Source organism: Streptomyces sp. NPDC001927 (assembly GCF_053594455.1).
This window is the reverse complement of sequence record NZ_JBSFEN010000004.1, coordinates 430116-455140: the sequence shown is the minus strand read 5'-3', so window position 1 is coordinate 455140 and position 25025 is coordinate 430116. Positions and strand designations below refer to the sequence as shown.

The following is a 25025-nucleotide window of genomic DNA, read 5'->3' as shown; positions in this document are numbered from 1 at the left end:
ATTGGCATGGCTGCTGGATGTGGCGCAACGGATGGGGAGGCAGGAACGACGGTGGCGGAACGTAGCACGGCTGCCGTCGACGTGGCCGACAACAGCGGTGACGACCCGCTGACCGCCAAGGCGGACACGGCCGCGAGCGACGGGGTGGCGGAAGCGCAGGACACGGCGGAGCAGTCCGCCGAGGTCGCAGAGGACAAGGCCGCGAAGCGGCAGAACGGCGAACAGCCCTCCATCGAGACTCCCGAACTGCACAGCGGGCACAAACTGGCCAGGCGGTACCGGCTGGAGGAGTGCGTCACTCGTCTGGACGGTTTCAGCAGTTGGCGTGCCGTCGACGAGAAGCTTCGGCGTGCCGTCGGCGTCCACCTGCTGCCGGCCGACCACCCCAGGGCCCGTTCGGTCCTCGCGGCGGCCCGCTCGGCGGCGCTGCTCGGCGACCCCCGGTTCGTCCAGGTCCTCGACGCCGTCGAGGAGAACGACCTCGTGTACGTGGTGCACGAGTGGCTTCCCGACTCCACCGAGCTGACGACGCTGCTCGCCGCCGGCCCGCTGGAGCCGCACGACGCGTACCAGCTCGTCAGCCAGGTCTCCCAGGCCATGGCCGCCGCGCACCGTGAAGGCCTGGCCCATCTCCGACTGACGCCCAGCGCCGTCCTGCGCAGTTCCACGGGCCAGTACCGGATTCGCGGCCTGGCCGTGAACGCCGCGCTGCGGGGCATCAGCGCCGAGCGCCCTCAGCGCACGGACACCGAGGCGATCGGCGCCCTGCTCTACGCGGCGCTGACCCAGCGCTGGCCGTACGACAGCGACGCTTACGGCCTCTCCGGCCTCCCCAAGGGTGTCGGGCTGCTCGCTCCCGACCAGGTGCGGGCCGGGGTCCACCGCGGTCTGTCCGAGATCGCGATGCGCGCTCTGGCCAACGACGGGGCCACCGCCTCGCGGCAGGAGCCGCCCTGCACCACCCCGGACGAGCTCGCGAAGGCCGTGGCGGCGATGCCCCGCATCCGCCCGCCGGAGCCCGAGTTCCCCACACCGCCCGACTATCAGCGCACCACCTACCAGCAGGGCACCTACGGGCGCCCGCAGCCCCGCCCGGGCGCCCCGGTGACGCAGCCCGTGATGGTTCCTCCGGCGCCGCTGGAGAGCCGCACCGGCCGGGCCCTGAAGTGGGCCGTGTCGGCGCTCCTGATCGCCGCCCTGGGCCTGGGCAGCTGGCAGATCGCGGACCGGCTGCTCGACCAGGGCAAGAACAACAAGGAGACCCCGCAGACCACTCAGCCGCAGGACACGGAGGACGAGAAGCAGCCCGAGACGGGCAAGCCGGTCACGATCGCCGGTGCGAGCGACTTCGACCCGCAGGGCGACGGCGCCGAGACCCCGTCGGAGATAGGGAATGCCTTCGACGGCAGCCCCACCACCTCCTGGCAGACGTCCATCTACTACGGGTACTCGAACTTCGGCAGGCTGAAGGAAGGCGTGGGCCTCGTCCTGGACCTCGGCAAGGTCCAGGAGATCTCCAAGGTGGAGGTGACCTTCGAAGGGAAGACCTCCGTCGAGCTGCGGACAGCGCCCGAGAACGCCTCGTCCCAGCCCACGTCGGCCGCGGCCTTCACCACCGTGACCTCAGGCTCCGGTGAGCAGGTCGCACTCAAGGCCGACAAGCCCGTGAAGACGCGCTACGTTCTGGTCTGGCTGACCGACCTGCCCGGCAGCGGCCAGGGCTACCGCGGCAAGATCTCGGACATCAAGATCACCAGCTGACGGCATCGGGGGAGGGGGCTCACCGTTGGAAGAAGCCATAGGCGGCGGCATCAGCGACCAGGATCTCCTGGCACGCCATGTCGCCGGCGACCCCGACGCCTTCGGTGAGCTCGTACGGCGCCACCGCGATCGGTTGTGGGCGGTGGCCCTGCGGACGCTGGGGGACCGCGAGGAGGCCGCTGACGCCCTCCAGGACGCCCTCGTGTCGGCCTTCCGGGCCGCCCATACCTTCCGGGGTCAGTCGGCCGTCACGACCTGGCTGCACCGGATCACGGTGAACGCCTGTCTCGACCGTGCCCGCAAGGCCGCCTCCCGCAAGACCTCCCCCATGGACGACACCGCGCGGTTCGAGCAGCTCCTCGAGCCGGCCGAGTCGGCCGAGGCCCCCGCCGAGCGCCAGGACCTCCACCGAGAGCTGTTGGCCGCCCTCGCCACTCTCCCCGCGGACCAACGGGCCGCCCTGGTCCTTGTGGACATGCAGGGCTACCCGGTGGCCGAAGCCGCGCGCATCCTCGACGTCCCCACCGGGACGGTGAAGAGCCGCTGTTCACGCGGACGGGCGAGGCTGCTCCCGATGCTCAGCCATCTGCGCGCCGACACCGTGGGTAACGAGGGCCCCGACCGGGGAAGGAACCGGACGCCGGGGACATCCGTCCCACCGGTGTCGGGGCCATCGGATACCGGACCGAATGGGCCGGCTGCTGTGAAGGGCGGAGGTGGGCGCGCGTGACTGCCACGACCGGCAAGGCCGACACGACACAGCACCCGGACGTCTCGGAGATCTCCGACCTGGCCGAGGGACTGCTCTCCCCGTCCCGTACGGCAGCTGTCCGTCGGCACATCGAGGGCTGCTCCCTCTGCGCGGACGTCCGGACCTCCTTGGCGGAGATCCGCGGGCTGCTCGGAACCCTTCCCGGCCCGCCCCGGATCCCCGCGGACATCGCCGGTCGTATCGATGCCGCGCTGGCCGCCGAGGCGCTGCTGAACGCCACCGCCCCCGAAATCGACCCGCATGTTTCACGTGAAACAGCGAGCGGCCACTCCGCAGCCCCTCCTCCCACGGTCACGGAGCCCACGCCGGCCGCACGGCGTCCTGGCGGCCACCCTCGCGCCACCACCGGTCCCGGCCGCCCGCGGCCCCGGCGTCGCCGGATCGCGGCGCTCGGTGCCGTCCTCGGCGCCGCAGCCCTCGGCATGAGCCTCTTCTTCATCCAAGGCGGCATGCAGACGCTCGGCGGGGACGACGCCGCCGACAAGACCAGCACCGCCGCGAGCGGCGTCGCCCCCGACCACTTCAACGGCCGGCCGATGGAAGCCCAGGTTCAGGAACTGCTCCGGCCGGACACCCTCAAGGCTCCCGGGGAGACCCAGCCGGAGTCGCTCTCCGCCGAGGGTGGTGACACCCCGCAGCAACGGAATGTGGCCGAGCCCCTGCCCGAGTGCGTCAAGGCCGGTACGGGCCGCCCCGAGGCCGTGCTCGCCTTCCAGCGCGGTGACTACAAGGGAACGCCGGCCTATCTCCTGCTGCTGCCGCAGGGAACCGACGCCACTCACGTGCAGGCCTACGTCCTCGACGCCTCCTGCGCCGACAGTGGCGGACAGGGCAAGGCCGAGGTTCTGCTGACGCACACCTACCCGCGCTCCTGACTCCTCGCCGTGCCGCGCGGCGCTCTCGGGAATGCTGGCCCCGTAGGATCCGTTGGGTGGGGTGAGAGTCACCGATCTGGCCGCCCCGTAGGCAGTAGGCAGTCTGCAGAGACGAGGAAGAAACCCGTGAGCGACGTCCGTAACGTGATCATCATCGGCTCCGGGCCCGCGGGTTACACCGCTGCGCTCTACACAGCGCGTGCGTCGCTGAAGCCCCTGGTCTTCGAGGGTGCCGTCACCGCTGGTGGCGCCCTGATGAACACGACCGACGTGGAGAACTTCCCCGGCTTCCGTGACGGCATCATGGGCCCCGACCTGATGGACAACATGCGCGCCCAGGCCGAGCGCTTCGGCGCGGAGCTGGTCCCGGACGACATCGTCGCCGTGGACCTGACCGGCGAGATCAAGACCGTCACCGACACCGCCGGCACGGTGCACCAGGCGAAGGCCGTCATCGTCACGACCGGCTCCCAGCACCGCAAGCTCGGTCTCCCGCGTGAGGACGTGCTCTCCGGTCGCGGCGTCTCCTGGTGCGCGACCTGCGACGGGTTCTTCTTCAAGGACCAGGACATCGCCGTCGTCGGTGGTGGCGACACCGCGATGGAGGAGGCGACCTTCCTGTCGCGCTTCGCCAAGTCGGTCACGATCGTCCACCGCCGGGACTCCCTGCGCGCCTCCAAGGCGATGCAGGACCGTGCGTTCGCCGACCCGAAGATCAAGTTCGCCTGGGACAGCGAGGTCGCCGAGATCCACGGCGACCAGAAGCTCTCCGGTCTGACCCTGCGCAACACCAAGACGGGCGAGACCAGCGAGCTGGCGGCCACCGGTCTGTTCATCGCCGTGGGCCACGACCCCCGTACGGAGCTCTTCAAGGGCCAGCTCGAGCTGGACGACGAGGGCTACCTCAAGGTCGACGCCCCGTCGACGCGGACGAACCTCTCCGGTGTCTTCGGAGCCGGTGACGTCGTCGACCACACCTACCGCCAGGCGATCACCGCCGCCGGCACCGGTTGCTCCGCCGCGCTCGACGCCGAGCGCTTCCTCGCGGCCCTCGCCGACAGCGAGAAGCTCGCCGAGACCCCTGCGGTCTGACCCCACCACTCACACCCCGCATAGTTAAGGGAGGTTGCCGTGGCCGGCACCCTGAAGAATGTGACCGACGCCGACTTCGACGAGGTCGTCCTCAACAGCGACAAGCCCGTCCTGGTGGACTTCTGGGCTGCGTGGTGCGGGCCGTGCCGCCAGATCGCCCCGTCGCTGGAGGCCATCGCGGCCGAGCACGGCGAGATCGAGGTCGTGAAGCTCAACATCGACGAGAACCCGGGTACGGCCGCCAAGTACGGCGTCATGTCCATCCCGACGCTCAACGTCTACCAGGGTGGCGAGGTCGTGAAGACGATCGTCGGCGCGAAGCCGAAGGCCGCGATCCTCCGCGACCTCGAGGGCTTCGTCGAGGCCACTGCCTGACACCCCTGTTTCACGTGAAACACGAACGGCCCGCCTCCGGACTTCGGAGGCGGGCCGTTCGTCGTCCACCACAACAGAACTACAGGGGCCGCAGCGCCGGTTCCTTCTGGACGGCGCCCAGGAGCCGGTCCAGCGCCAGTTCCACGTCTTCCTTCCACGACAGCGTCGTCCGGAGCTCCAGCCTCAGCCGTGGATGGGTGGGGTGCGGCCGTACGGTCTTGAACCCGACCGCCGTGAGATGGTCGGCCGGCAGCACACAGGCCGGCTCCTTCCAGCGGGCGTCCCCGAAGGCCTCGATCGCTCGGAAGCCGCGCCGCAGAAGATCCTTGGCGACGGTCTGCACCATCGTCCGGCCGAGGCCCTGCCCCTGATAGCCCGGCATGATCCAGGCCGTCATCAGCTGAACCGCGTCTGCGGAGACCGGGCTCGTGGGAAACGCCATGGAACGTGGCACATAGGCGGGTGGCGCGTAGAGAACGAAGCCGACGGGCACCTCGTCGACATAGACCACGCGTCCGCAGGATCCCCACTCGAGCAGAACGGCGGAGATCCACGCCTCCTTCTCCAGCTCCGGGCGGCCGGCTTTCACCGCGGCCTCGCCGCTCACCGGGTCGAGCTCCCAGAACACGCAGGAGCGACATCGCTTGGGGAGGTCCGGAAGGTTGTCGAGAGTGAGCGGTACAAGCCGACGCCCCACGGCTGTTGCCTCGCTTCCCACGGCCATCGCAGCACGGATACGCGCTCCCAGAATCGTATCGATGGGGCGATCAGGGCGATACCGCTCGCAGGCAAAGGGCGGGCCGTGTCCCGGTTCTCACCGGATCACGGCCCGCCCTGAAATCGCGGAGACACCGACCGAGGGTCAGCTCTCGCTGTCGTCCTCGCTCTGCTCGGAGTTCGCCTGATCCATCACGCGCCCCTCACCGGGCGCCAGGGTTCCGAGGATCCGGTCCAGATCCTCTATCGAGGCGAACTCGACGACGATCTTGCCCTTCTTCTGCCCCAGGTCGACCTTCACCCGGGTCTCGAAGCGGTCCGAGAGCCGGGAGGCAAGGTCCGTGAGCGCCGGCGAGACGCGTGCTCCGGCCCGCGGCCCCTTCGGCTTGACCGAGGAGCTGGGCTCCGAGCCCATCAGCGTCACGATCTCTTCGACCGCGCGCACCGAGAGCCCCTCGGCCACGATCCGGTACGCCAGCTTGTCCTGTGCCTCCGGGTCCTCCACGGAGAGCAGGGCACGCGCATGACCGGCGGAGAGCACACCGGCGGCGACACGACGCTGGACCGGCGGGGAGAGGCGCAGCAGACGCAGCGTGTTGGAGACCTGCGGGCGCGAGCGCCCGATGCGATCCGCCAGCTGGTCGTGCGTGCAGTTGAAGTCCTTGAGCAGCTGGTCGTAGGCGGCGGCTTCTTCCAGCGGGTTCAGCTGCGCCCGGTGGAGGTTCTCCAGGAGCGCGTCCAGGAGAAGCTTCTCGTCCTCCGTGGCCCGGACGATGGCGGGGATCCGCTCCAGACCGGCCTCACGGCAGGCCCTCCAACGACGCTCACCCATGATGAGCTCGTAGCGCTCGGGACCCAGCTGGCGTACGACGACCGGCTGCAGCAGACCGACCTCCTTGATGGAGGTGACCAGCTCCGCCAGCGCGTCCTCGTCGAAGACCTCACGCGGCTGCTTCGGGTTGGGCGTGATGAAGTCCAGCGGCAGCTCGGCGAAGTGCGCGCCGGCGGGGGACTCCGTCTCCACCACCACATCGACCTCGGGCGCCGGCACCACGGAGTCCGGGGACTGCGGGCTCTGCGGAAGGGTCGTCACCTTCGCAGCGGCCACTCCCCGGTCCGAGGACATGGCCGGGATGGCGCCGGGCGAGGCGGACCCCGCCCCCACGCCGGCAGCGGGTGGCTGCCGCTCCTGGGGAGCAGCGGGGATCAGCGCACCGAGCCCACGCCCCAACCCCCTACGTCGATCGCTCACTGGATCCCCTCCGAGATGCTGTGCTGGTTGTTCTGAAGGCCCACAGGGGCGTGCTGCGGGTCGTAGTGGATACCGACGCCCCGCAGCGCGATCTCACGGGCCGCCTCCAGATAGGAGAGCGAACCGCTGGAGCCCGGATCGTACGTGAGGACCGTCTGGCCGTAGCTCGGCGCCTCGGAGATCCGCACGGACCTCGGGATGCTGGTCCGCAGCACCTCCTCGGCGAAGTGGCTGCGCACCTCGTCGGCGACCTGAGAGGCAAGCCTGGTCCGGCCGTCGTACATGGTGAGCAGGATCGTCGAGACATGCAGCGCGGGGTTGAGGTGCCCGCGCACCAGGTCGACATTCCGCAGGAGCTGCCCCAGGCCCTCCAGCGCGTAGTACTCGCACTGGATCGGGATCAGCACCTCGGCACCCGCCACCATGGCGTTGACCGTGAGCAGACCCAGCGAGGGCGGGCAGTCGATCAGGATGTAGTCCAGCGGCTGCTCGTATGCCTGGATCGCTCGCTGAAGCCGGCTCTCCCGAGCCACCAGCGACACGAGCTCGATCTCCGCACCGGCGAGATCGATGGTGGCCGGCGCGCAGAAGAGGCCTTCGACGTCCTGGACGGGCTGGACCACGTCGGAGAGCGGCTTGCTCTCCACGAGGACGTCGTAGATCGAGGGAACTTCGGCGTGGTGGTCGATACCGAGGGCCGTCGAGGCGTTGCCCTGCGGGTCGAGGTCGATGACCAGGACTCGGGCGCCGTGGAGCGCCAGGGAAGCGGCAAGGTTGACCGTCGTGGTCGTCTTGCCCACTCCGCCCTTCTGGTTCGCCACCACCATCACGCGTGTCTGGGCAGGCCGGGGAAGACCCTCACCGGCACGCCCGAGCGCCTCTACTGCCAGTTGGGCAGCACGACCAATGGGGGTGTCGTCCATCGGGGGCGGTGTTTCACGTGAAACATCCTCCCCCGCCGATTCGGTTCGGGGACCGGGGACCGGATCGGTCATCGGTCCCGCGATGTTGGCGTTGGACCGCAAGGATTCACTCTCCTCGGCTTCAGGCTCGCGATGAACAGAGCCTGCCATGCTTTCGGGGTCGTGAACCAGCGAGGCCCGTGGTTCTGTGGATGAATCCACCTCTGTGGACAATCCCGTCCCCCTCGCGAGGGGTTTCGCGAGGGGTTTGCGGTCCCGGGGCGTGGCAGCCGCGCGGCCGCGGCTGATGATCCCCTGCAGCAGTGAGCGACGTTTCACGTGAAACACGATGCACTCGCTGCCGACGCAGGACCGCTCGACACTCCGAAATACGTACGTATGGCAGCTTGTACGGATCAACGGCGCAGCGTTGACGCTTCATATCCGCCGTGTTGACGGCTCAGCGGCGGCGACGGGTCCTGCTCGGACGGGCGGCCTTGGCGCGCTTGGCGGCGAACCTCACACCGCCCGGGCTCTCGCCGACCTCCACCCGTACGACGGTCGACAGCGGGTCCACGATGCCCTCGCCGACCTGGAGCACGGAGGTGCCCACCACACCGAGCTTGGAGAGCGCGGCGCGGGCGCCGTCGATCTCCTCCTCGGCCGTGTCGCCCTTGAGGGCCAGCATCTCCCCGTACGGACGGAGCAGCGGGACGCCCCAGCCGGCCAGCCGGTCCAGCGGTGCCACGGCACGCGCCGTCACCACATGCACCGGAGGGACCTTGCCGAGCATCTCCTCGGCGCGGCCCCGGACCACGGTCACATGGTCCAGGCCCAGCAGCTCCACGACCTCCTGGAGGAAGTTCGTACGGCGGAGCAGCGGCTCCAGGAGCGTGATTTTCAGGTCCGGGCGCACCAGGGCGAGGGGGATGCCCGGCAGTCCGGCTCCCGAGCCGACATCGCAGACGGTGACGCCCTCGGGCACCACCTCGGAGAGCACCGCGCAGTTCAGCAGGTGCCGCTCCCACAGACGGGGAACCTCACGGGGGCCGATCAGCCCACGCTTGACGCCGGCGTCCGCGAGAAGCTCCGCGTACCGGACGGCCTCCGGGAAGTACTCACCGAATACCGTCCGCGCCTGTTCGGGCGCAGGGGGGAGCTCCGCTGCCTCCGTCACGGGAACCGTCCTTCCGCACCGCACCCGTGGGTGCGCGCGCACTGTGGTGGCTGACTATCAGGCTGACAAGATCGGCCCCGCCTGCGAGCAGACGGGGCCGACACTGCGAGAGGGATCAGGCAGGGAGTACGACGACGAAGCGCTGCGGCTCCTCGCCCTCGGACTCGCTGCGCAGACCGGCGGCGGCGACCGCGTCGTGCACGACCTTGCGCTCGAACGGGGTCATCGGGTCCAGCTTGACCGGGGCCCCGGTCGACTTCACCTCGGACGCGGCCTTGGCGCCGATCTCGGCGAGCTCGGCGCGCTTCTTGGCGCGGAACCCGGCGATGTCGAGCATCAGGCGGCTGCGGTCGCCGGTCTCCCGGTGCACGGCCAGCCGGGTCAGCTCCTGGAGCGCCTCCAGCACCTCGCCGTCGCGGCCGACGAGCTTCTGCAGTTCGCGGGCGCTCGAGTCACTGATGATCGAGACCGCTGCCCGGTCCGCCTCGACGTCCATGTCGATGTCGCCGTCCAGGTCGGCGATGTCGAGCAGACCCTCGAGGTAGTCGGCCGCGATCTCACCCTCCTGCTCCAGGCGGGTCAGGGTGTCGCCACCCTCGGCGGCGGAGATGGTGTCTTCCGTCACGGATGGACTCCTTCTACTTCTTGGACGACGGGTGCTTCGGGCGCTGCTGGCCCTTGCGCTGACCGGACTTGGCCTGACGGGAACCCCCGGAGTTGGCCCTCGGGCGCGCGGGCTTGTCGCCCTGCTCCGAGTCCTTGGTCACGTCCTGGGACGCGTCCTTGGCCTCATCCTGCGGCTTCTTCTCCAGCGAGGGCTTGGGCTTCTCGTCCGAGACCTCGGACTCAGCCGTGTCCTCGGACGCGTCCTTGGCCGCGGAGTGCTGGGCCGCGGCCTGCCGCTTCGCCTTGGTCTGGCGCTTGGGCTGCTGACGCTTGGCCGCCGTACCGCCGCCCTCCACCTCGGCCGCGACCGTGTCGCTCTTGATCACGGTGCCGTCGGCCTGGGCGGCGAAGCCGGCCTTGGCGAGACCGGAGAAGAAGCGGCGCTCGTTCTCGTTGCGGTCGGAGCCCTTGGCGACGATGGCCTTGACGACGCTCTTCCGGCGACGACCGCGCACCTCACCGTGTGCCCCGACGCTCTTCAGCAGGCGCTGCAGGTAGGCGTCCTGGGCCTTGCTGCCCGGGGTGGGGTTCTGGTTGATCACGTACATCTGCTGGCCCATGGTCCACACGTTGGTGGTCAGCCAGTAGACGAGGACACCGACGGGGAAGTTGATGCCCATGACGGCGAAGATCAGCGGGAAGATGTACATGAGCATCTTCTGCTGCTGCATGTACGGCGTCTTCACCGAGAGGTCGACGTTCTTCATCATCAGCTGGCGCTGCGTGTAGAACTGCGAGGCCGACATCAGGACGATCATGACCGCGGTGACGATGCGGACCGAGGTCAGCGAGGCGTCGAGAGCGGCGACCTCGGCGGCGCTGTCCGTGAAGGTGGACGCCAGCGGGGCGCCGAAGATGTGCGCCTGCCGCGCGCTGTCGAGCAGCGACTGGTTGATGACGCCGATCGTCTTGCCCTCGGCGATGTGCGAGAGCACCGCGTACAGAGCGAAGAAGAACGGGGACTGCGCCAGGATGGGAAGGCACGAGGAGAGCGGGTTGGTGCCCGTCTCCTTGTACAGCTTCATCATCTCTTCGGACTGACGCTGCTTGTCGCTCTTGTAACGCTCCTGGATCGCCTTCATCTTCGGCTGGAGCGCCTGCATGTTCCGCGTCGACTTGATCTGCTTCACGAAGAGCGGGATCAGACAGATACGGATCAGCACCACGAGGGACACGATCGACAGGCCCCAGGCCCAGCCCGTGTCAGGGCCGAAGATCGCCCCGTACAGCTTGTGGAACTGGACGATCACCCATGAGACAGGGGTGGTGATGAAGCTGAAAAAATTGGCAATCGTGTCCACTAATCAGGCTCCTTGAGCATTGGGCGGGGTCTCTGCGGCCGGCCTCGTCTCGGCGGGGGACCCGCCCTTGTCGCCACGCAGTGCGTTCCGCAGCAGTTCATGCCAGCGCGGACGCTTGCGCGCGGGTACGTGGTCCACACCGCCGGGCGACCACGGGTTGCACCGCAGAATGCGCCAGGCGGTCAGGGCTGTGCCCTTGATCGCGCCATGCCGGTCGATGGCCGTGAATCCATAGTGGGAACACGACGGGTAGTACCTGCAGACGGGCCCGAGAAGCGGGCTGATCGTCCACTGGTACAGCTTGATGAGAGCCAGCAGCGGGTACTTCATCGCGCGCCCCCTCCCAGGAGCCGCTGAAGAGCGGCGTCGAGGTCTCGGGCCAGCTGTGCGTGATCGGCGTCACCGGCTCCGGGCAACGCCCGTACGACCACCAGGCTACCGGGGGGCAGCTCGGACAGTCGTTCGCGGACAAGATGGCGCAGGCGTCGCTTCACCTGGTTGCGTACCACCGCACCGCCGACGGCCTTGCTCACGACGAAACCCGCACGCGTCTGGGAAGCGCTCTCCCCAGGCGCGTGCGGGTCCGTTGCACCGCTGCGTAGGTGGACGACGAGGAGCGGGCGACCGGCCCGGCGACCTCGGCGTACCGCGGTTGCGAAGTCCTCGCGCCGCCTCAGCCGATTCTCGGTAGGCAGCACGTCATGACCTGTTAAAGCAGATCAGGCGGACAGGCTCGAGCGACCCTTGGAACGGCGGTTCGCCAGGATGGCGCGACCGGCGCGCGTACGCATCCGCAGGCGGAAGCCGTGGGTCTTGGCGCGACGACGGTTGTTCGGCTGGAAGGTGCGCTTGCTCACTCGGGGGCTCCAGAAATGATTCGTTGATGGCGGGACATCGCCTGGCTGTCACCGTGCGCCCACGAGTAGCTCGCAATACGCCCGAGTGCACCGCTTCACGATCACAGACCGTGATCTTTGCCCATCGGAGGCAGGCGGCAGCAGCCATCGACAACTCGACCACGTTACGGTACGCGCGGCTACGCCATCCGGTCAAACCGACCGGTCACCGGGGTCCATTGTGCACAGGCTGTGGACAACGACTTGAACGAGGTCAGCCGCCACGACTACCGTGGCTGGACCCTTCTCAATCTTTTTTCCGTTCTGTCCTTACCTGTCCTGATGGACTTCGACCAACCGTCCCGAGAACCACACATTCGTGGGACCTGCGAGGAAGCGTGCCCTGTGGCTGACGTACCTGCCGATCTTGCCGCAGTGTGGCCACGCGTGCTTGAGCAACTCCTCGGCGAAGGCCAGCAGGGCATCGAGCCCAAGGACAAGCAGTGGATCGAGCGCTGCCAGCCTCTCGCACTGGTGGCCGACACCGCACTCCTCGCCGTCCCCAACGAGTGGGGCAAGCGAGTCCTCGAGGGCCGGCTTGCGCCGCTCATCAGCGAGACGCTCAGCCATGAGTGCGGCCGCCCGATCCGGATCGCGATCACCGTCGACGACTCCGTCGGCGAGCCGACCCCGCCGGCGCCCCCGATCCAGCAGCAGCCGCGCTACGACGAGCGGCCGCCGACGGACTCGTACGACAAGTACGACGGCTACGGGCACCGCCCGATGCCGGACGACGGGCTGCCCACCGCCCGCCCGGCCTACCCGGACTACCAGCAGCAGCGCCCCGACCCGGGCGCCTGGCCGCGCACCCAGGACGACCTCTCCTGGCAGCAGCCGCGCCTCGGGGGCTACCAGGAGCGCGACCCGTACACCGGCCCGCGCCCGCAGCAGCCGCAGCAGCCCCGCTACGACGAGCGGCCGTCCGCCTACGACCAGCCGCAGCGGCCCGAGCGGGGCGAGCTGCCCGACGCACAGCGGCCGGGCACCGGTCACGGCCCGCGACCGGGTGGCCCCGGCGGCCCCGGTGGGCACGGCGGTCCGGTCCCAGGTCACACCGGAGGCGGCACCGGGTCCGCGTCCGGCCAGGGCTCCGGCGCGCCCGGCGAACAGCACGCGCGGCTGAACCCGAAGTACCTCTTCGACACCTTCGTCATCGGTTCCTCGAACCGGTTCGCGCACGCCGCCGCGGTCGCGGTGGCCGAGGCGCCGGCGAAGGCCTACAACCCGCTCTTCATCTATGGCGAGTCGGGCCTCGGCAAGACCCACCTGCTGCACGCCATCGGGCACTACGCGCGGAGCCTCTACCCCGGCACGCGCGTGCGGTACGTGAGCTCGGAGGAGTTCACCAACGAGTTCATCAACTCGATCCGCGACGGCAAGGGCGACACCTTCCGCAAGCGCTACCGCGACGTGGACATCCTGCTCGTCGACGACATCCAGTTCCTCGCGAGCAAGGAGTCGACGCAGGAGGAGTTCTTCCACACCTTCAACACGCTCCACAACGCGAACAAGCAGATCGTGCTCTCCTCGGACCGGCCGCCCAAGCAGCTGATGACCCTGGAGGACCGGCTCCGCAACCGCTTCGAGTGGGGTCTGACCACCGATGTGCAGCCGCCCGAGCTGGAGACGCGGATCGCGATCCTCCGCAAGAAGGCGGTGCAGGAGCAGCTCAACGCCCCGCCGGAGGTACTGGAGTTCATCGCCTCCCGGATCTCGCGGAACATCCGTGAGCTGGAGGGCGCGCTGATCCGGGTGACGGCCTTCGCGAGCCTCAACCGGCAGCCGGTGGACCTCGGGCTCACCGAGATCGTCCTCAAGGACCTGATCCCCGGTGGCGAGGACTCGGCACCCGAGATCACGGCCGGCGCGATCATGGCGGCCACCGCCGACTACTTCGGCCTGACGGTCGAGGACCTCTGTGGATCCTCGCGCAGTCGCGTCCTGGTGACGGCCCGGCAGATCGCCATGTACCTGTGCCGCGAGCTGACCGACCTGTCCCTGCCGAAGATCGGCGCGCAGTTCGGCGGCCGCGACCACACGACTGTGATGCACGCGGACCGGAAGATCCGCGCGCTGATGGCCGAGCGCCGCTCCATCTACAACCAGGTCACCGAGCTCACCAACCGCATCAAGAACGGCTGAGAGAGCCGCTCCGCAGCTTCTGAGGGCGCCCCGGGAACGCTTCCGGGGCGCCCTTCGCCGTCTCCGGGAACGCTTCCGGGGCGCCTTTCGCCGTCTCCGGGGACGGTCCGGCCCGTCGTCCACACGCCTGTGCACGGCCGCGCTGTTCGATTCCGCCGTAGCGGTGGCGCGTTCTCCACAGATTGCGGGATGATCTTCCGTCCACAGGGTGGGGACTCAGGAGTTATCCGAATAGCGTCCACAGGCACGTCGGCCATCAGGGCAACACCCCAGGTCAGAGGGGTGTGGATTTGTTGGCAACCTTGATCCACAGCTTGTGGATGAATTTTTCGTCCACAGGGCCTCCCGTCGGTTGTCCACGGGCAACCCACAGGGCCGGGTCCGTTGCCCACAGGTTCTCCACACCGCTGTCCACTGTTCGGCAACGAAACGCCCGGCGTCACCGCGTCGAGTGAAAGCGGTCACACCAAGGAGGACGGTTGGGCTGTGGGGAACGTGGGTAAAGCTGGGGACAGCGCTGGGGAGAAGTCCCCGTGGCCTGTGTACCGGGTGTGCAGAACTTTCGGGTGTCCACAGAACACCCCGGTTGTCCACCGGCTCCACCCACAGGGGCAGTGGACAAAAAACCGCGGCTGACCTGCGAAGACGACGTTATCCACGGTTTCCACAGGCCCTACTACTACTGCCCCCTAGAGTTAGCCCGGAATCCGCTTCGAAGTGGGTCCTGTGCACAACTCGGCGCCGGAGCCTCCTCGACCTCTTGTCGCGACTTGACCCCGAGCCGCACCGAGTGTCGGCGGCGTACGTCAGACTGGGTCCCGCAGTCGACGAAGAGCCAGCAACAGCAGGAGGCGGTTCCGGTGAAGATCCGGGTGGAGCGCGATGTACTCGCGGAGGCGGTGGCCTGGGTGGCCCGCAGCCTTCCGGCCCGTCCGCCGGCGCCCGTACTCGCGGGCCTTCTGCTGAAGGCCGAGGACGGCGCGCTGAGCTTCTCGAGCTTCGACTACGAGGTCTCGGCCCGTGTCTCCGTCGAGGCGGAGGTCGAGGAGGACGGCACCGTCCTGGTCTCCGGCCGGCTGCTCGCCGACATCTGCCGCGCCCTCCCGAACCGTCCCGTCGAGATCTCCACAGACGGTGTACGGGCGACCGTGGTCTGCGGCTCCTCCCGCTTCACCCTCCACACCCTGCCTGTGGAGGAGTACCCGGCCCTGCCGGAGATGCCCACCGCGACCGGCACCGTGCCCGGTGAGGTCTTCGCCTCCGCCGCCGCGCAGGTCGCCATCGCCGCCGGCCGCGACGACACGCTGCCCGTGCTCACCGGTGTGCGCATCGAGATCGAGGGCGACACGGTCACCCTGGCCTCCACCGACCGCTACCGCTTCGCGGTCCGCGAGTTCCTGTGGAAGCCGGAGTCCCCCGACGCCTCCGCGGTCGCCCTGGTGCCCGCGAAGACCCTCCTGGACACCGCCAAGGCGCTCACCAGCGGCGACACCGTCACGCTTGCGCTCTCGGGCTCCGGCCAGGGCGAGGGCCTGATCGGCTTCGAGGGCGCCGGCCGCCGCACCACCACCCGGCTGCTCGAAGGCGACCTGCCGAAGTACCGGACGCTCTTCCCGACCGAGTTCAACTCGATCGCGGTGATCGAGACCGCCCCGTTCGTCGAGGCCGTCAAGCGTGTGGCCCTGGTGGCCGAGCGCAACACCCCGGTCCGGCTCAGCTTCGAGCAGGGTGTGCTGATCCTGGAGGCCGGCTCCAGCGACGACGCACAGGCCGTGGAGCGTGTGGACGCGCAGCTGGACGGCGACGACATCTCGATCGCCTTCAACCCGACGTTCCTGCTGGACGGTCTGAGCGCGATCGACTCCCCGGTCGCCCAGCTCTCCTTCACCACCTCCACCAAGCCCGCGCTGCTGAGCGGCAAGCCGGCCGTGGACGCGGAGGCGGACGAGGCGTACAAGTACCTGATCATGCCGGTGCGGCTCAGCGGCTGACGCCTGCGGTTCTGCCGGGGGTCCGGGGGTTGCCCCCGGGAAGACGCAGAATGCCGGTGCGGCTCTCTGGATGACCCTTGGGGACGGCTGTCGACTGAGCGGCTGACCCCACAGGTGTGCAACCGGGTCCGGGCGTAGGCTCGGACCCGGGTAAACCGCACACGACGCTTAAGGAATCTCTGATGGAGCTCGGTCTCGTCGGTCTCGGCAAGATGGGCGGCAACATGCGTGAGCGCATCCGCCGCGCAGGTCACACCGTCATCGGATACGACCGCAACCCGGACCTCGCCGATGTCCACAGCCTCGAAGAGCTTGTGGGCAAGCTGAAGGGTCCGCGCGTCGTGTGGGTCATGGTCCCGGCCGGTGCCGCGACCCAGTCCACCGTCGACGAGCTGGCGAACCTGCTCTCCCCCGGCGACATCGTCGTGGACGGCGGAAACTCCCGCTGGACCGACGACGAGAAGCACGCCGAGGAGCTCGCCGCCAAGGGCATCGGGTTCGTCGACTGCGGCGTCTCCGGCGGTGTGTGGGGCCTGGAGAACGGCTACGCGCTGATGTACGGCGGCTCCGCCGAGGACGTGGCGAAGGTCCAGCCGATCTTCGACGCCCTGAAGCCCGAGGGCGAGTTCGGCTCGGTCCACGCGGGCAAGGTCGGCGCCGGCCACTTCGCGAAGATGGTCCACAACGGCATCGAGTACGCGATGATGCAGGCGTACGCCGAGGGCTGGGAGCTCCTGGAGAAGGTCGACTCCGTCACCGACGTGCGCGAGGTCTTCCGCTCCTGGCAGGAGGGCACGGTCATCCGTTCCTGGCTGCTCGACCTCGCGGTCAACGCGCTGGACGAGGACGAGCACCTGGACCAGCTCCGTGGCTTCGCGCAGGACTCCGGCGAGGGCCGCTGGACCGTGGAGGCCGCGATCGACAACGCGGTTCCGCTGCCCGCGATCACCGCCTCGCTGTTCGCGCGGTTCGCGTCCCGTCAGGACGACTCCCCGCAGATGAAGATGATCGCCGCGCTGCGCAACCAGTTCGGTGGCCACGCGGTCGAGTCCAAGAAGTAATCCACAGGCTGTGCACCCCTCGGTGCGCAGCAGCCGGGGGAAGGTCGGCGTACACCATGCATGTCACGCATCTGTCGCTGGCCGACTTCCGCTCCTACGCCCGGGTCGAGGTCCCGCTCGACCCGGGCGTCACCGCTTTCGTGGGCGCCAACGGCCAGGGGAAGACCAACCTGGTCGAGGCCGTCGGCTACCTCGCCACCCTCGGCAGCCACCGCGTCGCCTCGGACGCCCCGCTCGTACGGATGGGGGCGGACCGGGCGATCATCCGCGCCGCCGTCACCCAGGGCGAGCGCTCCCAGCTGGTCGAGCTGGAGCTGAACCCGGGGCGCGCGAACCGGGCCCGTATCAACAGGTCCTCGCAGGTCAAGCCGCGTGACGTGCTGGGGATCGTACGGACCGTGCTCTTCGCGCCGGAGGACCTGGCCCTGGTGAAGGGCGACCCCGGCGAGCGCCGGCGCTTCCTCGACGAGCTGATCACGGCGCGCGCGCCGCGCATGGCGGGCGTGCGCTCCGACTACGAGCGGGTGCTCAAGCAGCGCAACACCCTGCTGAAGTCCGCGGCCATGGCGCGGCGGCACGGCGGCCGTGGCATGGACCTGTCGACGCTCGACGTCTGGGACCAGCATCTGGCGCGGGCGGGCGCCGAGCTGCTCGCGCAGCGGCTGGATCTGATCGGTGTCCTGCAGCCGCTCGCCGACAAGGCGTACGAGCAGCTGGCACCGGGCGGCGGACCGATTCTGCTGGAGTACCGGCCGTCCGCGCCGGGCCCCGGGCACACCCGCGAGGAGCTCTACGAGCAGCTGATCGCCGCGCTCGCGGAGGTCCGCAAGCAGGAGATCGAGCGCGGGGTCACGCTGGTCGGGCCGCACCGGGACGAGCTGCTGCTCAAGCTGGGCGACCTGCCGGCGAAGGGGTACGCGAGCCACGGGGAGTCCTGGTCGTACGCGCTGGCGCTGCGGCTCGCCTCGTACGACCTGCTGCGGGCGGAGGGCAACGAGCCGGTCCTGGTCCTCGACGACGTCTTCGCCGAGCTGGACGCGCGCCGCCGGGAGCGGCTGGCCGAGCTGGTGGCCCCGGGCGAGCAGGTCCTGGTGACGGCGGCGGTCGACGACGACGTGCCGGGCGTGCTCGCGGGGGTTCGGTACGGGGTCGCGGGGGGTTCGGTGGACAGGCTGTGAGGAGCGTGCGCGCGTGAGCGAGAACCAGCTTCCCCAGGGCGGTCAGGACCCCCAGGCCGCCAAGGCGGCCCCCGAGCCCTCGGGTGTCGACCTGGCCCGCGTCGCGCTGCGCGCCGCCAAGGAGCAGGCGAAGGCGCGGGGCGCCGCGGCTCAGCAGAAGAAGCAGGCGCGGCGCGGTGGCGGCCTGCGGTCGGGAGCGCACGCCGACGGGCGGGATCCGGTCGGCCTGGGCGCCGCGATCAACCGGCTCATCACCGAGCGCGGCTGGGAGACGCCGGCGGCGGTGGGCGGGGTCATGGGGCGCTGGCCGCAGATCGTCGGCGAGGACCTGGCGAAGCACTGTGTGCCGCTGAAGTACGACGACGCTCCGGAGGAGCGGGTGCTGACCGTTCAGTGCGACTCGACGGCGTGGGCGACGCAGCTGCGGCTGTTGGCGCCGAGGCTGGTGGCGCGGTTGAACGAGGACCTGGGGCACGGGACGGTACGGGTCATCAAGGTGCTGGGGCCGGGTTCCGGGCCGCGACGGGGGTACGGGCCGCTCCGGGCGCCGGGGTCTGTCGGGCCCGGGGACACGTACGGCTGACGGAGCCGCGGGCCTCGGGCGCCCGTGGTGCGGGGCCCTGGCGCGGTGAGCGCGTTCGTGGGCTGTGCCCACCCGTTCCGCCCTTGCGGAACGTATGCCCACAACGGTCCCCACCACCATGCCCACACCCGGTCACCGCTCGAAGCGCTAGGTGGCCGTCAGAGCCCTTTGGAGCCCCTCCCCGGATATGGGGAGTCGTCTCGCTCCCGCGCAGGGCGGCACATGCGGACTCAGGTACCGGCAAACCCCCATTCATGTCGGCGCTACCGGTAGACTGGTGGGTAATCCCGCCACCCTGCGGAACAAGTCGAACGACGCAGCCGCTCCCGTATGCCCGGAGAACGGCTTGTGCTGTGCCAGAAAGGGCGCTTCGTGGCCGATTCCGGCAACCCCAACGAGAACACTCCGTCCGCCAACGCTGCGTCGTACGACGCCAGCGCGATCACCGTCCTCGAGGGTCTGGACGCGGTCCGCAAGCGACCCGGCATGTACATCGGCTCGACCGGTGAGCGCGGACTCCACCACCTCGTGCAGGAGGTCGTCGACAACTCCGTCGACGAGGCCCTCGCCGGGCACGCGGACACGATCGACGTCACGATCCTGGCCGACGGCGGCGTGCGCGTCGTCGACAACGGTCGCGGTATCCCGGTCGACATGCACCCTGTGGAGAAGAAGCCGGCCGTCGAGGTCGTGCTGACGGTCCTGCACGCGGGCGGCAAGTTCGGCGGCGGTGGCTACGCAGTCTCCGGCGGTCTCCACGGTGTCGGTGTCTCCGTGGTCAACGCGCTGTCCACCAAGGTCTCCGTGGAGATCAAGCGGGACGGCTACCGCTGGACGCAGGACTACAAGCTCGGTGTGCCCACCGCGCCCCTCGCCAAGCACGAGGAGGTCTCGGACTCCGGCACGACCGTGACGTTCTGGGCCGACCCGGACGTCTTCGAGACGACCGAGTACTCCTTCGAGACCCTCGCGCGCCGCTTCCAGGAGATGGCCTTCCTCAACAAGGGCCTCACCCTGAACCTGACGGACGAGCGCGAGTCCGCGAAGGCCACCGTCGGCGCCGACGACCCGGACGCGGAGGCCGCAGAGCCGACCGCGCGCACGGTGACGTACCACTACGAGGGCGGCATCGTCGACTTCGTGAAGTACCTCAACTCGCGCAAGGGCGAGCTGATCCACCCGACCGTCATCGACGTCGAGGCCGAGGACAAGGAGCGCATGCTCTCGGTCGAGATCGCGATGCAGTGGAACTCGCAGTACAGCGAGGGCGTGTACTCCTTCGCCAACACGATCCACACGCACGAGGGCGGTACGCACGAAGAGGGCTTCCGCGCCGCGCTGACGGGTCTGGTGAACCGGTACGCGCGCGACAAGAAGCTGCTGCGCGAGAAGGACGACAACCTCACCGGTGAGGACATCCGCGAGGGTCTGACGGCGATCATCTCGGTCAAGCTGGGCGAGCCGCAGTTCGAGGGCCAGACCAAGACCAAGCTGGGCAACACGGAGGCCAAGACCTTCGTCCAGAAGATCGTCCACGAGCACCTCAACGACTGGTTCGACCGCAACCCGGTCGAGGCCGCGGACATCATCCGCAAGTCGATCCAGGCGGCCACCGCGCGCGTGGCGGCCCGCAAGGCGCGTGACCTGACCCGCCGCAAGGGTCTGCTGGAGTCGGCGTCCCTCCCGGGCAAGCTGAGCGACTGCCAGTCGAACGACCCCACCAAGTGCGAGATCTTCATCGTCGAGGGTGACTCCGCCGGCGGCTCGGCCAAGTCCGGCCGCAACCCGATGTACCAGGCCATCCTGCCGATCCGCGGCAAGATCCTGAACGTCGAGAAGGCGCGCATCGACAAGATCCTGCAGAACACCGAGGTCCAGGCGCTGATCTCGGCCTTCGGCACCGGAGTCCACGAGGACTTCGACATCGAGAAGCTCCGCTATCACAAGATCATCCTGATGGCGGACGCCGACGTCGACGGCCAGCACATCAACACCCTGCTGCTGACCTTCCTCTTCCGCTTCATGCGTCCGCTGGTCGAGGCCGGTCACGTCTACCTCTCCCGCCCGCCGCTCTACAAGATCAAGTGGGGCCGGGAGGACTTCGAGTACGCGTACTCGGACCGTGAGCGCGACGCCCTGGTCGAGCTGGGCAAGCAGAACGGCAAGCGGATCAAGGAAGACTCGATCCAGCGCTTCAAGGGTCTGGGCGAGATGAACGCCGAGGAGCTGCGCGTCACCACGATGGACCAGGACCACCGTGTCCTCGGCCAGGTGACGCTGGACGACGCGGCCCAGGCGGACGACCTGTTCTCGGTGCTGATGGGTGAGGACGTCGAGGCCCGGCGCTCCTTCATCCAGCGCAACGCCAAGGACGTTCGCTTCCTCGACATCTGAGTCGGTCTCAGCTGACCGTACGAAAGGACTGACGACCAGCAATGGCCGACGAGAACCCCCCTGTGACCACTGAAGAAGAAGAGCCGGTGCTGCGGATCGAGCCCGTCGGGCTCGAGACCGAGATGCAGCGCTCGTACCTCGACTACGCGATGTCCGTCATCGTGTCGCGTGCGCTGCCCGACGTCCGGGACGGCCTCAAGCCCGTCCACCGTCGCGTGCTGTACGCGATGTACGACGGCGGCTACCGGCCCGAGAAGGGCTTCTACAAGTGCGCCCGCGTCGTCGGTGACGTCATGGGTACGTACCACCCGCACGGCGACTCCTCCATCTACGACGCGCTCGTCCGTCTCGCCCAGCCCTGGTCGATGCGGATGCCGCTGGTGGACTCCAACGGCAACTTCGGTTCTCCGGGCAACGACCCGGCCGCCGCCATGCGGTACACCGAGTGCAAGATGATGCCGCTGGCCATGGAGATGCTCCGGGACATCGACGAGGAGACCGTCGACTTCCAGGACAACTACGACGGCCGCAACCAGGAGCCGACGGTCCTGCCGGCGCGCTTCCCGAACCTGCTGGTCAACGGCTCCGCGGGCATCGCGGTCGGCATGGCGACCAACATCCCGCCGCACAACCTGCGCGAGGTCGCGGCCGGCGCCCAGTGGGCGCTCGAGCACCCCGAGGCCACCCACGAGGAGCTCCTCGACGCGCTCATCGAGCGGATCAAGGGCCCGGACTTCCCGACCGGCGCGCTGGTCGTGGGCCGCAAGGGCATCGAGGAGGCGTACCGCACCGGTCGCGGCTCCATCACGATGCGCGCGGTCGTCGAGGTCGAGGAGATCCAGAACCGCCAGTGCCTGGTGGTCACGGAGCTTCCGTACCAGACCAACCCGGACAACCTCGCGCAGAAGATCGCCGACCTGGTCAAGGACGGCAAGATCGGCGGCATCGCCGACGTCCGCGACGAGACCTCGTCCCGTACCGGCCAGCGCCTCGTCATCGTGCTCAAGCGCGACGCCGTCGCCAAGGTCGTGCTGAACAACCTCTACAAGCACACCGACCTGCAGACGAACTTCGGCGCGAACATGCTGGCGCTCGTCGACGGTGTGCCGCGCACGCTCTCGCTCGACGCGTTCATCCGCCACTGGGTGACGCACCAGATCGAGGTCATCGTGCGCCGGACCCGCTTCCGGCTGCGCAAGGCCGAGGAGCGCGCCCACATCCTGCGCGGTCTGCTCAAGGCGCTGGACGCGATCGACGAGGTCATCGCGCTCATCCGGCGCAGCGACACCGTCGAGGTCGCGCGCGAGGGCCTGATGGGTCTGCTGCAGATCGACGAGATCCAGGCCAACGCCATCCTCGAGATGCAGCTGCGCCGGCTCGCCGCCCTGGAGCGCCAGAAGATCGTCGCCGAGCACGATGAGCTCCAGGCGAAGATCAACGAGTACAACGCGATCCTCGCCTCCGAGGAGCGTCAGCGGCAGATCGTCAGCGAGGAGCTGGCGCTGCTCGTCGAGAAGTTCGGCGACGACCGCCGCTCCAAGCTGGTGCCCTTCGACGGTGACATGTCCATCGAGGACCTGATCGCCGAGGAGGACATCGTCGTCACCATCACGCGTGGCGGCTATGTGAAGCGGACCAAGACCGAGGACTACCGCTCGCAGAAGCGCGGCGGCAAGGGCGTGCGCGGTACGAAGCTGAAGCAGGACGACATCGTCGACCACTTCTTCGTCTCCACGACCCACCACTGGCTGCTCTTCTTCACCAACAAGGGCCGGGTCTACCGGGCGAAGGCGTACGAGCTCCCGGACGCCGGCCGGGACGCGCGCGGCCAGCACGTCGCCAACCTGCTGGCCTTCCAGCCGGACGAGCAGATCGCCGAGATCCTCGCGATCCGCGACTACGAGGCCGCGCCGTACCTGGTGCTCGCCACGAAGGCCGGTCTGGTGAAGAAGACCGCGCTGAAGGACTACGACTCCCCGCGTGCCGGCGGCGTCATCGCGATCAACCTCCGTGAGGCGGAGGACGGCAGCGACGACGAGCTGATCGGCGCCGAGCTGGTCTCGGCGGAGGACGACCTGCTGCTCATCAGCAAGAAGGCGCAGTCGATCCGGTTCACCGCGACCGACGACGCGCTGCGTCCGATGGGACGAGCCACCTCGGGCGTCAAGGGGATGAGTTTCCGCGAGGGCGACGAGCTGCTCTCGATGAATGTCGTCCGGCCCGGTACGTTCGTCTTCACCGCCACCGACGGTGGGTACGCGAAGCGGACAAACGTCGACGAATACCGCGTCCAGGGTCGCGGTGGCCTCGGAATCAAGGCCGCCAAGATCGTGGAGGACCGCGGTTCGCTCGTGGGCGCGCTGGTGGTCGAGGAGACGGATGAGATCCTCGCCATCACGCTGTCCGGCGGTGTGATTCGTACGCGAGTCAACGAAGTCAGGGAGACCGGCCGTGACACCATGGGCGTCCAGCTGATCAACCTGGGGAAGCGGGATGCCGTCGTCGGCATCGCGCGCAACGCCGAGGCGGGCAGCGAGGCCGATGAGGTCGACGAGGTCGATGCCGAGGCCGAGATCGGCGAAGGCGTCGAGGTCGCGACCGCGGCCGAGGCAGCCGAGGGCAACGAGTCCTCGGCCGGGGAGCACGAGGAGTAGAGCGTGAGTGGAGCCACGGGCGCCGGTTCGGCCGGAGCTTCCGCTGGGGCCGGAGCGAACGGTGCCCGTGGCTCCGCCACGGACTCCCAGGGGGTTGCGGTGACGGACACCCGAGGGCCCAAGCCCTCGTACGAGACGTACAACGGGCCGCTGCCCGGCGAACGCGCGGGCGCGCAGCAGCCGAGCGGGCCGTACCACCCGCCGCAGGCGTACGGCGCGCAGGCGCCGGGCACCGGCGGTGGTGGTACGACGGCGGCCGGCGTGGCAGACGGCGGCACGGGAGGCGGGGTGGCAGGCGGCGTGATCGGCGGCGTGTCGGGCGGTGTGGGCGGTCAGAACACGGGCGCCGTGCGCCGGCCGCGCACCGGGGCGCGTACGACGCCCCGTACGCGCAAGGCGCGGCTGCGGGTGGCCAAGGCCGACCCGTGGTCGGTGATGAAGGTGAGCTTCCTGCTCTCCATCGCGCTCGGCGTCTGCACGGTCGTGGCGGCTTCGGTGCTGTGGATGGTCATGGACGCCATGGGCGTCTTCTCGACCGTCGGCGGCACGATCAGCGAGGCGACGGGCTCGAACGAGTCCAACGGCTTCGACCTGCAGTCGTTCCTGTCGCTGCCGCGCGTGCTGATGTTCACCTCGGTCATCGCCGTGATCGACGTGGTCCTGATGACCGCCCTGGCGACGCTGGGCGCGTTCATCTACAACCTGTCGGCCGGATTCGTGGGCGGTGTCGAGCTGACGCTCGCCGAGGACGAGTAGCGCCGGGACGGGGGCCGGGGAACCGATTTTGGGACTGGCCCCCACGTGCGCTAATCTTCAGGAGTCAGCGCGCGGGACACACACCGCAGAGCGCGGCGGGGCTATAGCTCAGTTGGTTAGAGCGCATCCCTGATAAGGATGAGGCCACAGGTTCAAATCCTGTTAGCCCCACAGTGACGATCGGCCCGAACGGTTCACCCGTTCGGGCCGATTGCTTTTGGTGAGACCTGCCCGGCCGAGGTCACCGATCGGTATCGGTCGGTGTGTAGAGTGGGCGTCAGAAGTCTCCTACGTCAACGAAAGACGAGGTCGCGCGGTGAAGAAGCTTCTCCTGGTCGCACTGGCCGCCATCGGCGGGCTCCTCGTGTACCGCCAGATCCAGGCGGATCGCGCCGAGCAGGATCTGTGGACGGAGGCGACCGACTCCGTGCCCGCGGGTTCGGGTGTCTGAGTCGCACACAGTCTGAGGGCGAAGCCCCG

The 25025-nt window shown here is 69.0% G+C and carries 23 protein-coding genes and 1 tRNA gene; 15 read left to right on the top strand and 9 right to left on the bottom strand.

The window, feature by feature from the left end:
* The first annotated feature begins 51 nt into the window (after positions 1-51).
* From ACWCO8_RS12680 to trxA, 5 genes are all read left to right on the top strand, one after another.
* On the top strand, positions 52-1761 hold the full coding sequence (locus tag ACWCO8_RS12680) for a protein kinase family protein (protein WP_451032232.1): 1710 nt from the start codon (positions 52-54) through the stop codon (positions 1759-1761).
* Between the two features lie 25 nt (positions 1762-1786).
* Positions 1787-2491, top strand: a complete 705-nt coding sequence (sigM, locus tag ACWCO8_RS12675) for an RNA polymerase sigma factor SigM (protein ID WP_451032231.1) — start codon at positions 1787-1789, stop codon at positions 2489-2491.
* Entirely contained in the window at positions 2488-3408 is a 921-nt protein-coding gene (locus tag ACWCO8_RS12670; RefSeq protein WP_451032230.1) for a hypothetical protein, read from the top strand. Before sigM ends, ACWCO8_RS12670 begins: the two co-directional genes overlap by 4 nt.
* A 126-nt stretch (positions 3409-3534) precedes the next feature.
* On the top strand, positions 3535-4500 hold the full coding sequence (gene trxB, locus ACWCO8_RS12665) for a thioredoxin-disulfide reductase (RefSeq protein ID WP_362005360.1): 966 nt from the start codon (positions 3535-3537) through the stop codon (positions 4498-4500).
* 39 nt (positions 4501-4539) lie between these two features.
* Positions 4540-4875 (top strand): thioredoxin, encoded by a 336-nt coding sequence (trxA, locus tag ACWCO8_RS12660; RefSeq protein ID WP_451032229.1) that lies wholly within the window; start codon positions 4540-4542, stop codon positions 4873-4875.
* Between the two features lie 79 nt (positions 4876-4954).
* Here the strand turns inward: trxA and ACWCO8_RS12655 are convergent, their stop codons facing one another.
* From ACWCO8_RS12655 to rpmH, 9 genes are all read right to left on the bottom strand, one after another.
* The gene (locus ACWCO8_RS12655; protein ID WP_451032228.1) at positions 4955-5572 is read right to left on the bottom strand and encodes a GNAT family N-acetyltransferase; all 618 of its coding nucleotides are present in this window, start codon (positions 5570-5572) and stop codon (positions 4955-4957) included.
* A 165-nt stretch (positions 5573-5737) separates the two neighbouring features.
* The gene (locus tag ACWCO8_RS12650) at positions 5738-6844 is read right to left on the bottom strand and encodes a ParB/RepB/Spo0J family partition protein (protein ID WP_451032227.1); all 1107 of its coding nucleotides are present in this window, start codon (positions 6842-6844) and stop codon (positions 5738-5740) included.
* Positions 6841-7917 carry a ParA family protein gene (locus ACWCO8_RS12645; protein WP_362006119.1) on the bottom strand — a complete coding sequence of 359 codons (1077 nt, stop codon included), beginning with the start codon at positions 7915-7917 and terminating at the stop codon, positions 6841-6843. The genes ACWCO8_RS12650 and ACWCO8_RS12645 overlap by 4 nt, the downstream gene beginning before the upstream one ends.
* Before the next feature lie 289 nt (positions 7918-8206).
* Complete coding sequence (rsmG, locus tag ACWCO8_RS12640; RefSeq protein ID WP_362005370.1) at positions 8207-8923, bottom strand: 16S rRNA (guanine(527)-N(7))-methyltransferase RsmG; 717 nt, start codon at positions 8921-8923, stop codon at positions 8207-8209.
* A 115-nt stretch (positions 8924-9038) separates the two neighbouring features.
* Entirely contained in the window at positions 9039-9548 is a 510-nt protein-coding gene (locus tag ACWCO8_RS12635) for a Jag family protein (RefSeq protein ID WP_362005373.1), read from the bottom strand.
* Between the two features lie 13 nt (positions 9549-9561).
* Positions 9562-10890, bottom strand: coding sequence for a membrane protein insertase YidC (gene yidC, locus ACWCO8_RS12630; protein WP_451032226.1), 1329 nt, complete (start codon positions 10888-10890; stop codon positions 9562-9564).
* Between the two features lie 3 nt (positions 10891-10893).
* Positions 10894-11220, bottom strand: a complete 327-nt coding sequence (gene yidD, locus ACWCO8_RS12625; protein WP_451032225.1) for a membrane protein insertion efficiency factor YidD — start codon at positions 11218-11220, stop codon at positions 10894-10896.
* Complete coding sequence (rnpA, locus tag ACWCO8_RS12620) at positions 11217-11588, bottom strand: ribonuclease P protein component (protein ID WP_362005379.1); 372 nt, start codon at positions 11586-11588, stop codon at positions 11217-11219. Before rnpA ends, yidD begins: the two co-directional genes overlap by 4 nt.
* Positions 11589-11609: 21 nt before the next feature.
* Positions 11610-11747: a 50S ribosomal protein L34 gene (gene rpmH, locus ACWCO8_RS12615; RefSeq protein WP_060891143.1), complete on the bottom strand. Its 138-nt coding sequence runs from the start codon at positions 11745-11747 to the stop codon at positions 11610-11612.
* A 384-nt stretch (positions 11748-12131) separates the two neighbouring features.
* On the opposite strand from rpmH, the gene dnaA reads away from it, so the two are divergent.
* From dnaA to ACWCO8_RS12565, 10 genes are all read left to right on the top strand, one after another.
* Positions 12132-13928 (top strand): chromosomal replication initiator protein DnaA, encoded by a 1797-nt coding sequence (dnaA, locus tag ACWCO8_RS12610; RefSeq protein WP_451032224.1) that lies wholly within the window; start codon positions 12132-12134, stop codon positions 13926-13928.
* A gap of 860 nt (positions 13929-14788) precedes the next feature.
* Positions 14789-15919, top strand: a complete 1131-nt coding sequence (gene dnaN, locus ACWCO8_RS12605) for a DNA polymerase III subunit beta (protein WP_362005384.1) — start codon at positions 14789-14791, stop codon at positions 15917-15919.
* Between the two features lie 182 nt (positions 15920-16101).
* Entirely contained in the window at positions 16102-16980 is an 879-nt protein-coding gene (gene gnd, locus ACWCO8_RS12600; protein ID WP_362005387.1) for a phosphogluconate dehydrogenase (NAD(+)-dependent, decarboxylating), read from the top strand.
* Positions 16981-17036: 56 nt separating this feature from the next.
* The gene (gene recF / locus ACWCO8_RS12595) at positions 17037-18158 is read left to right on the top strand and encodes a DNA replication/repair protein RecF (RefSeq protein WP_451032223.1); all 1122 of its coding nucleotides are present in this window, start codon (positions 17037-17039) and stop codon (positions 18156-18158) included.
* Between the two features lie 13 nt (positions 18159-18171).
* On the top strand, positions 18172-18741 hold the full coding sequence (locus ACWCO8_RS12590; RefSeq protein ID WP_451032222.1) for a DUF721 domain-containing protein: 570 nt from the start codon (positions 18172-18174) through the stop codon (positions 18739-18741).
* A gap of 348 nt (positions 18742-19089) precedes the next feature.
* On the top strand, positions 19090-21135 hold the full coding sequence (gene gyrB, locus ACWCO8_RS12585) for a DNA topoisomerase (ATP-hydrolyzing) subunit B (RefSeq protein WP_362005396.1): 2046 nt from the start codon (positions 19090-19092) through the stop codon (positions 21133-21135).
* A 41-nt stretch (positions 21136-21176) separates the two neighbouring features.
* Positions 21177-23789 (top strand): DNA gyrase subunit A, encoded by a 2613-nt coding sequence (gene gyrA, locus ACWCO8_RS12580; protein WP_451032221.1) that lies wholly within the window; start codon positions 21177-21179, stop codon positions 23787-23789.
* Positions 23790-23888: 99 nt separating this feature from the next.
* Complete coding sequence (locus tag ACWCO8_RS12575) at positions 23889-24545, top strand: DUF3566 domain-containing protein (RefSeq protein WP_362005402.1); 657 nt, start codon at positions 23889-23891, stop codon at positions 24543-24545.
* A 97-nt stretch (positions 24546-24642) separates the two neighbouring features.
* Positions 24643-24716, top strand: a tRNA-Ile gene (locus ACWCO8_RS12570).
* Between the two features lie 145 nt (positions 24717-24861).
* On the top strand, positions 24862-24996 hold the full coding sequence (locus ACWCO8_RS12565; protein ID WP_003958712.1) for a DLW-39 family protein: 135 nt from the start codon (positions 24862-24864) through the stop codon (positions 24994-24996).
* Positions 24997-25025 lie beyond the last annotated feature (29 nt).

Bases quoted from the DNA above. Each gene is read 5' to 3' on its own strand.
- ACWCO8_RS12645 (WP_362006119.1), bottom strand. From the start codon at position 7,917: ATGGCAGGCTCTGTTCATCGCGAGCCTGAAGCCGAGGAGAGTGAATCC.
- yidD (WP_451032225.1), bottom strand. From the start codon at position 11,220: ATGAAGTACCCGCTGCTGGCTCTCATCAAGCTGTACCAGTGGACGATC.
- gnd (WP_362005387.1), top strand. From the start codon at position 16,102: ATGGAGCTCGGTCTCGTCGGTCTCGGCAAGATGGGCGGCAACATGCGT.
- recF (WP_451032223.1), top strand. From the start codon at position 17,037: ATGCATGTCACGCATCTGTCGCTGGCCGACTTCCGCTCCTACGCCCGG.
- gyrA (WP_451032221.1), top strand. From the start codon at position 21,177: ATGGCCGACGAGAACCCCCCTGTGACCACTGAAGAAGAAGAGCCGGTG.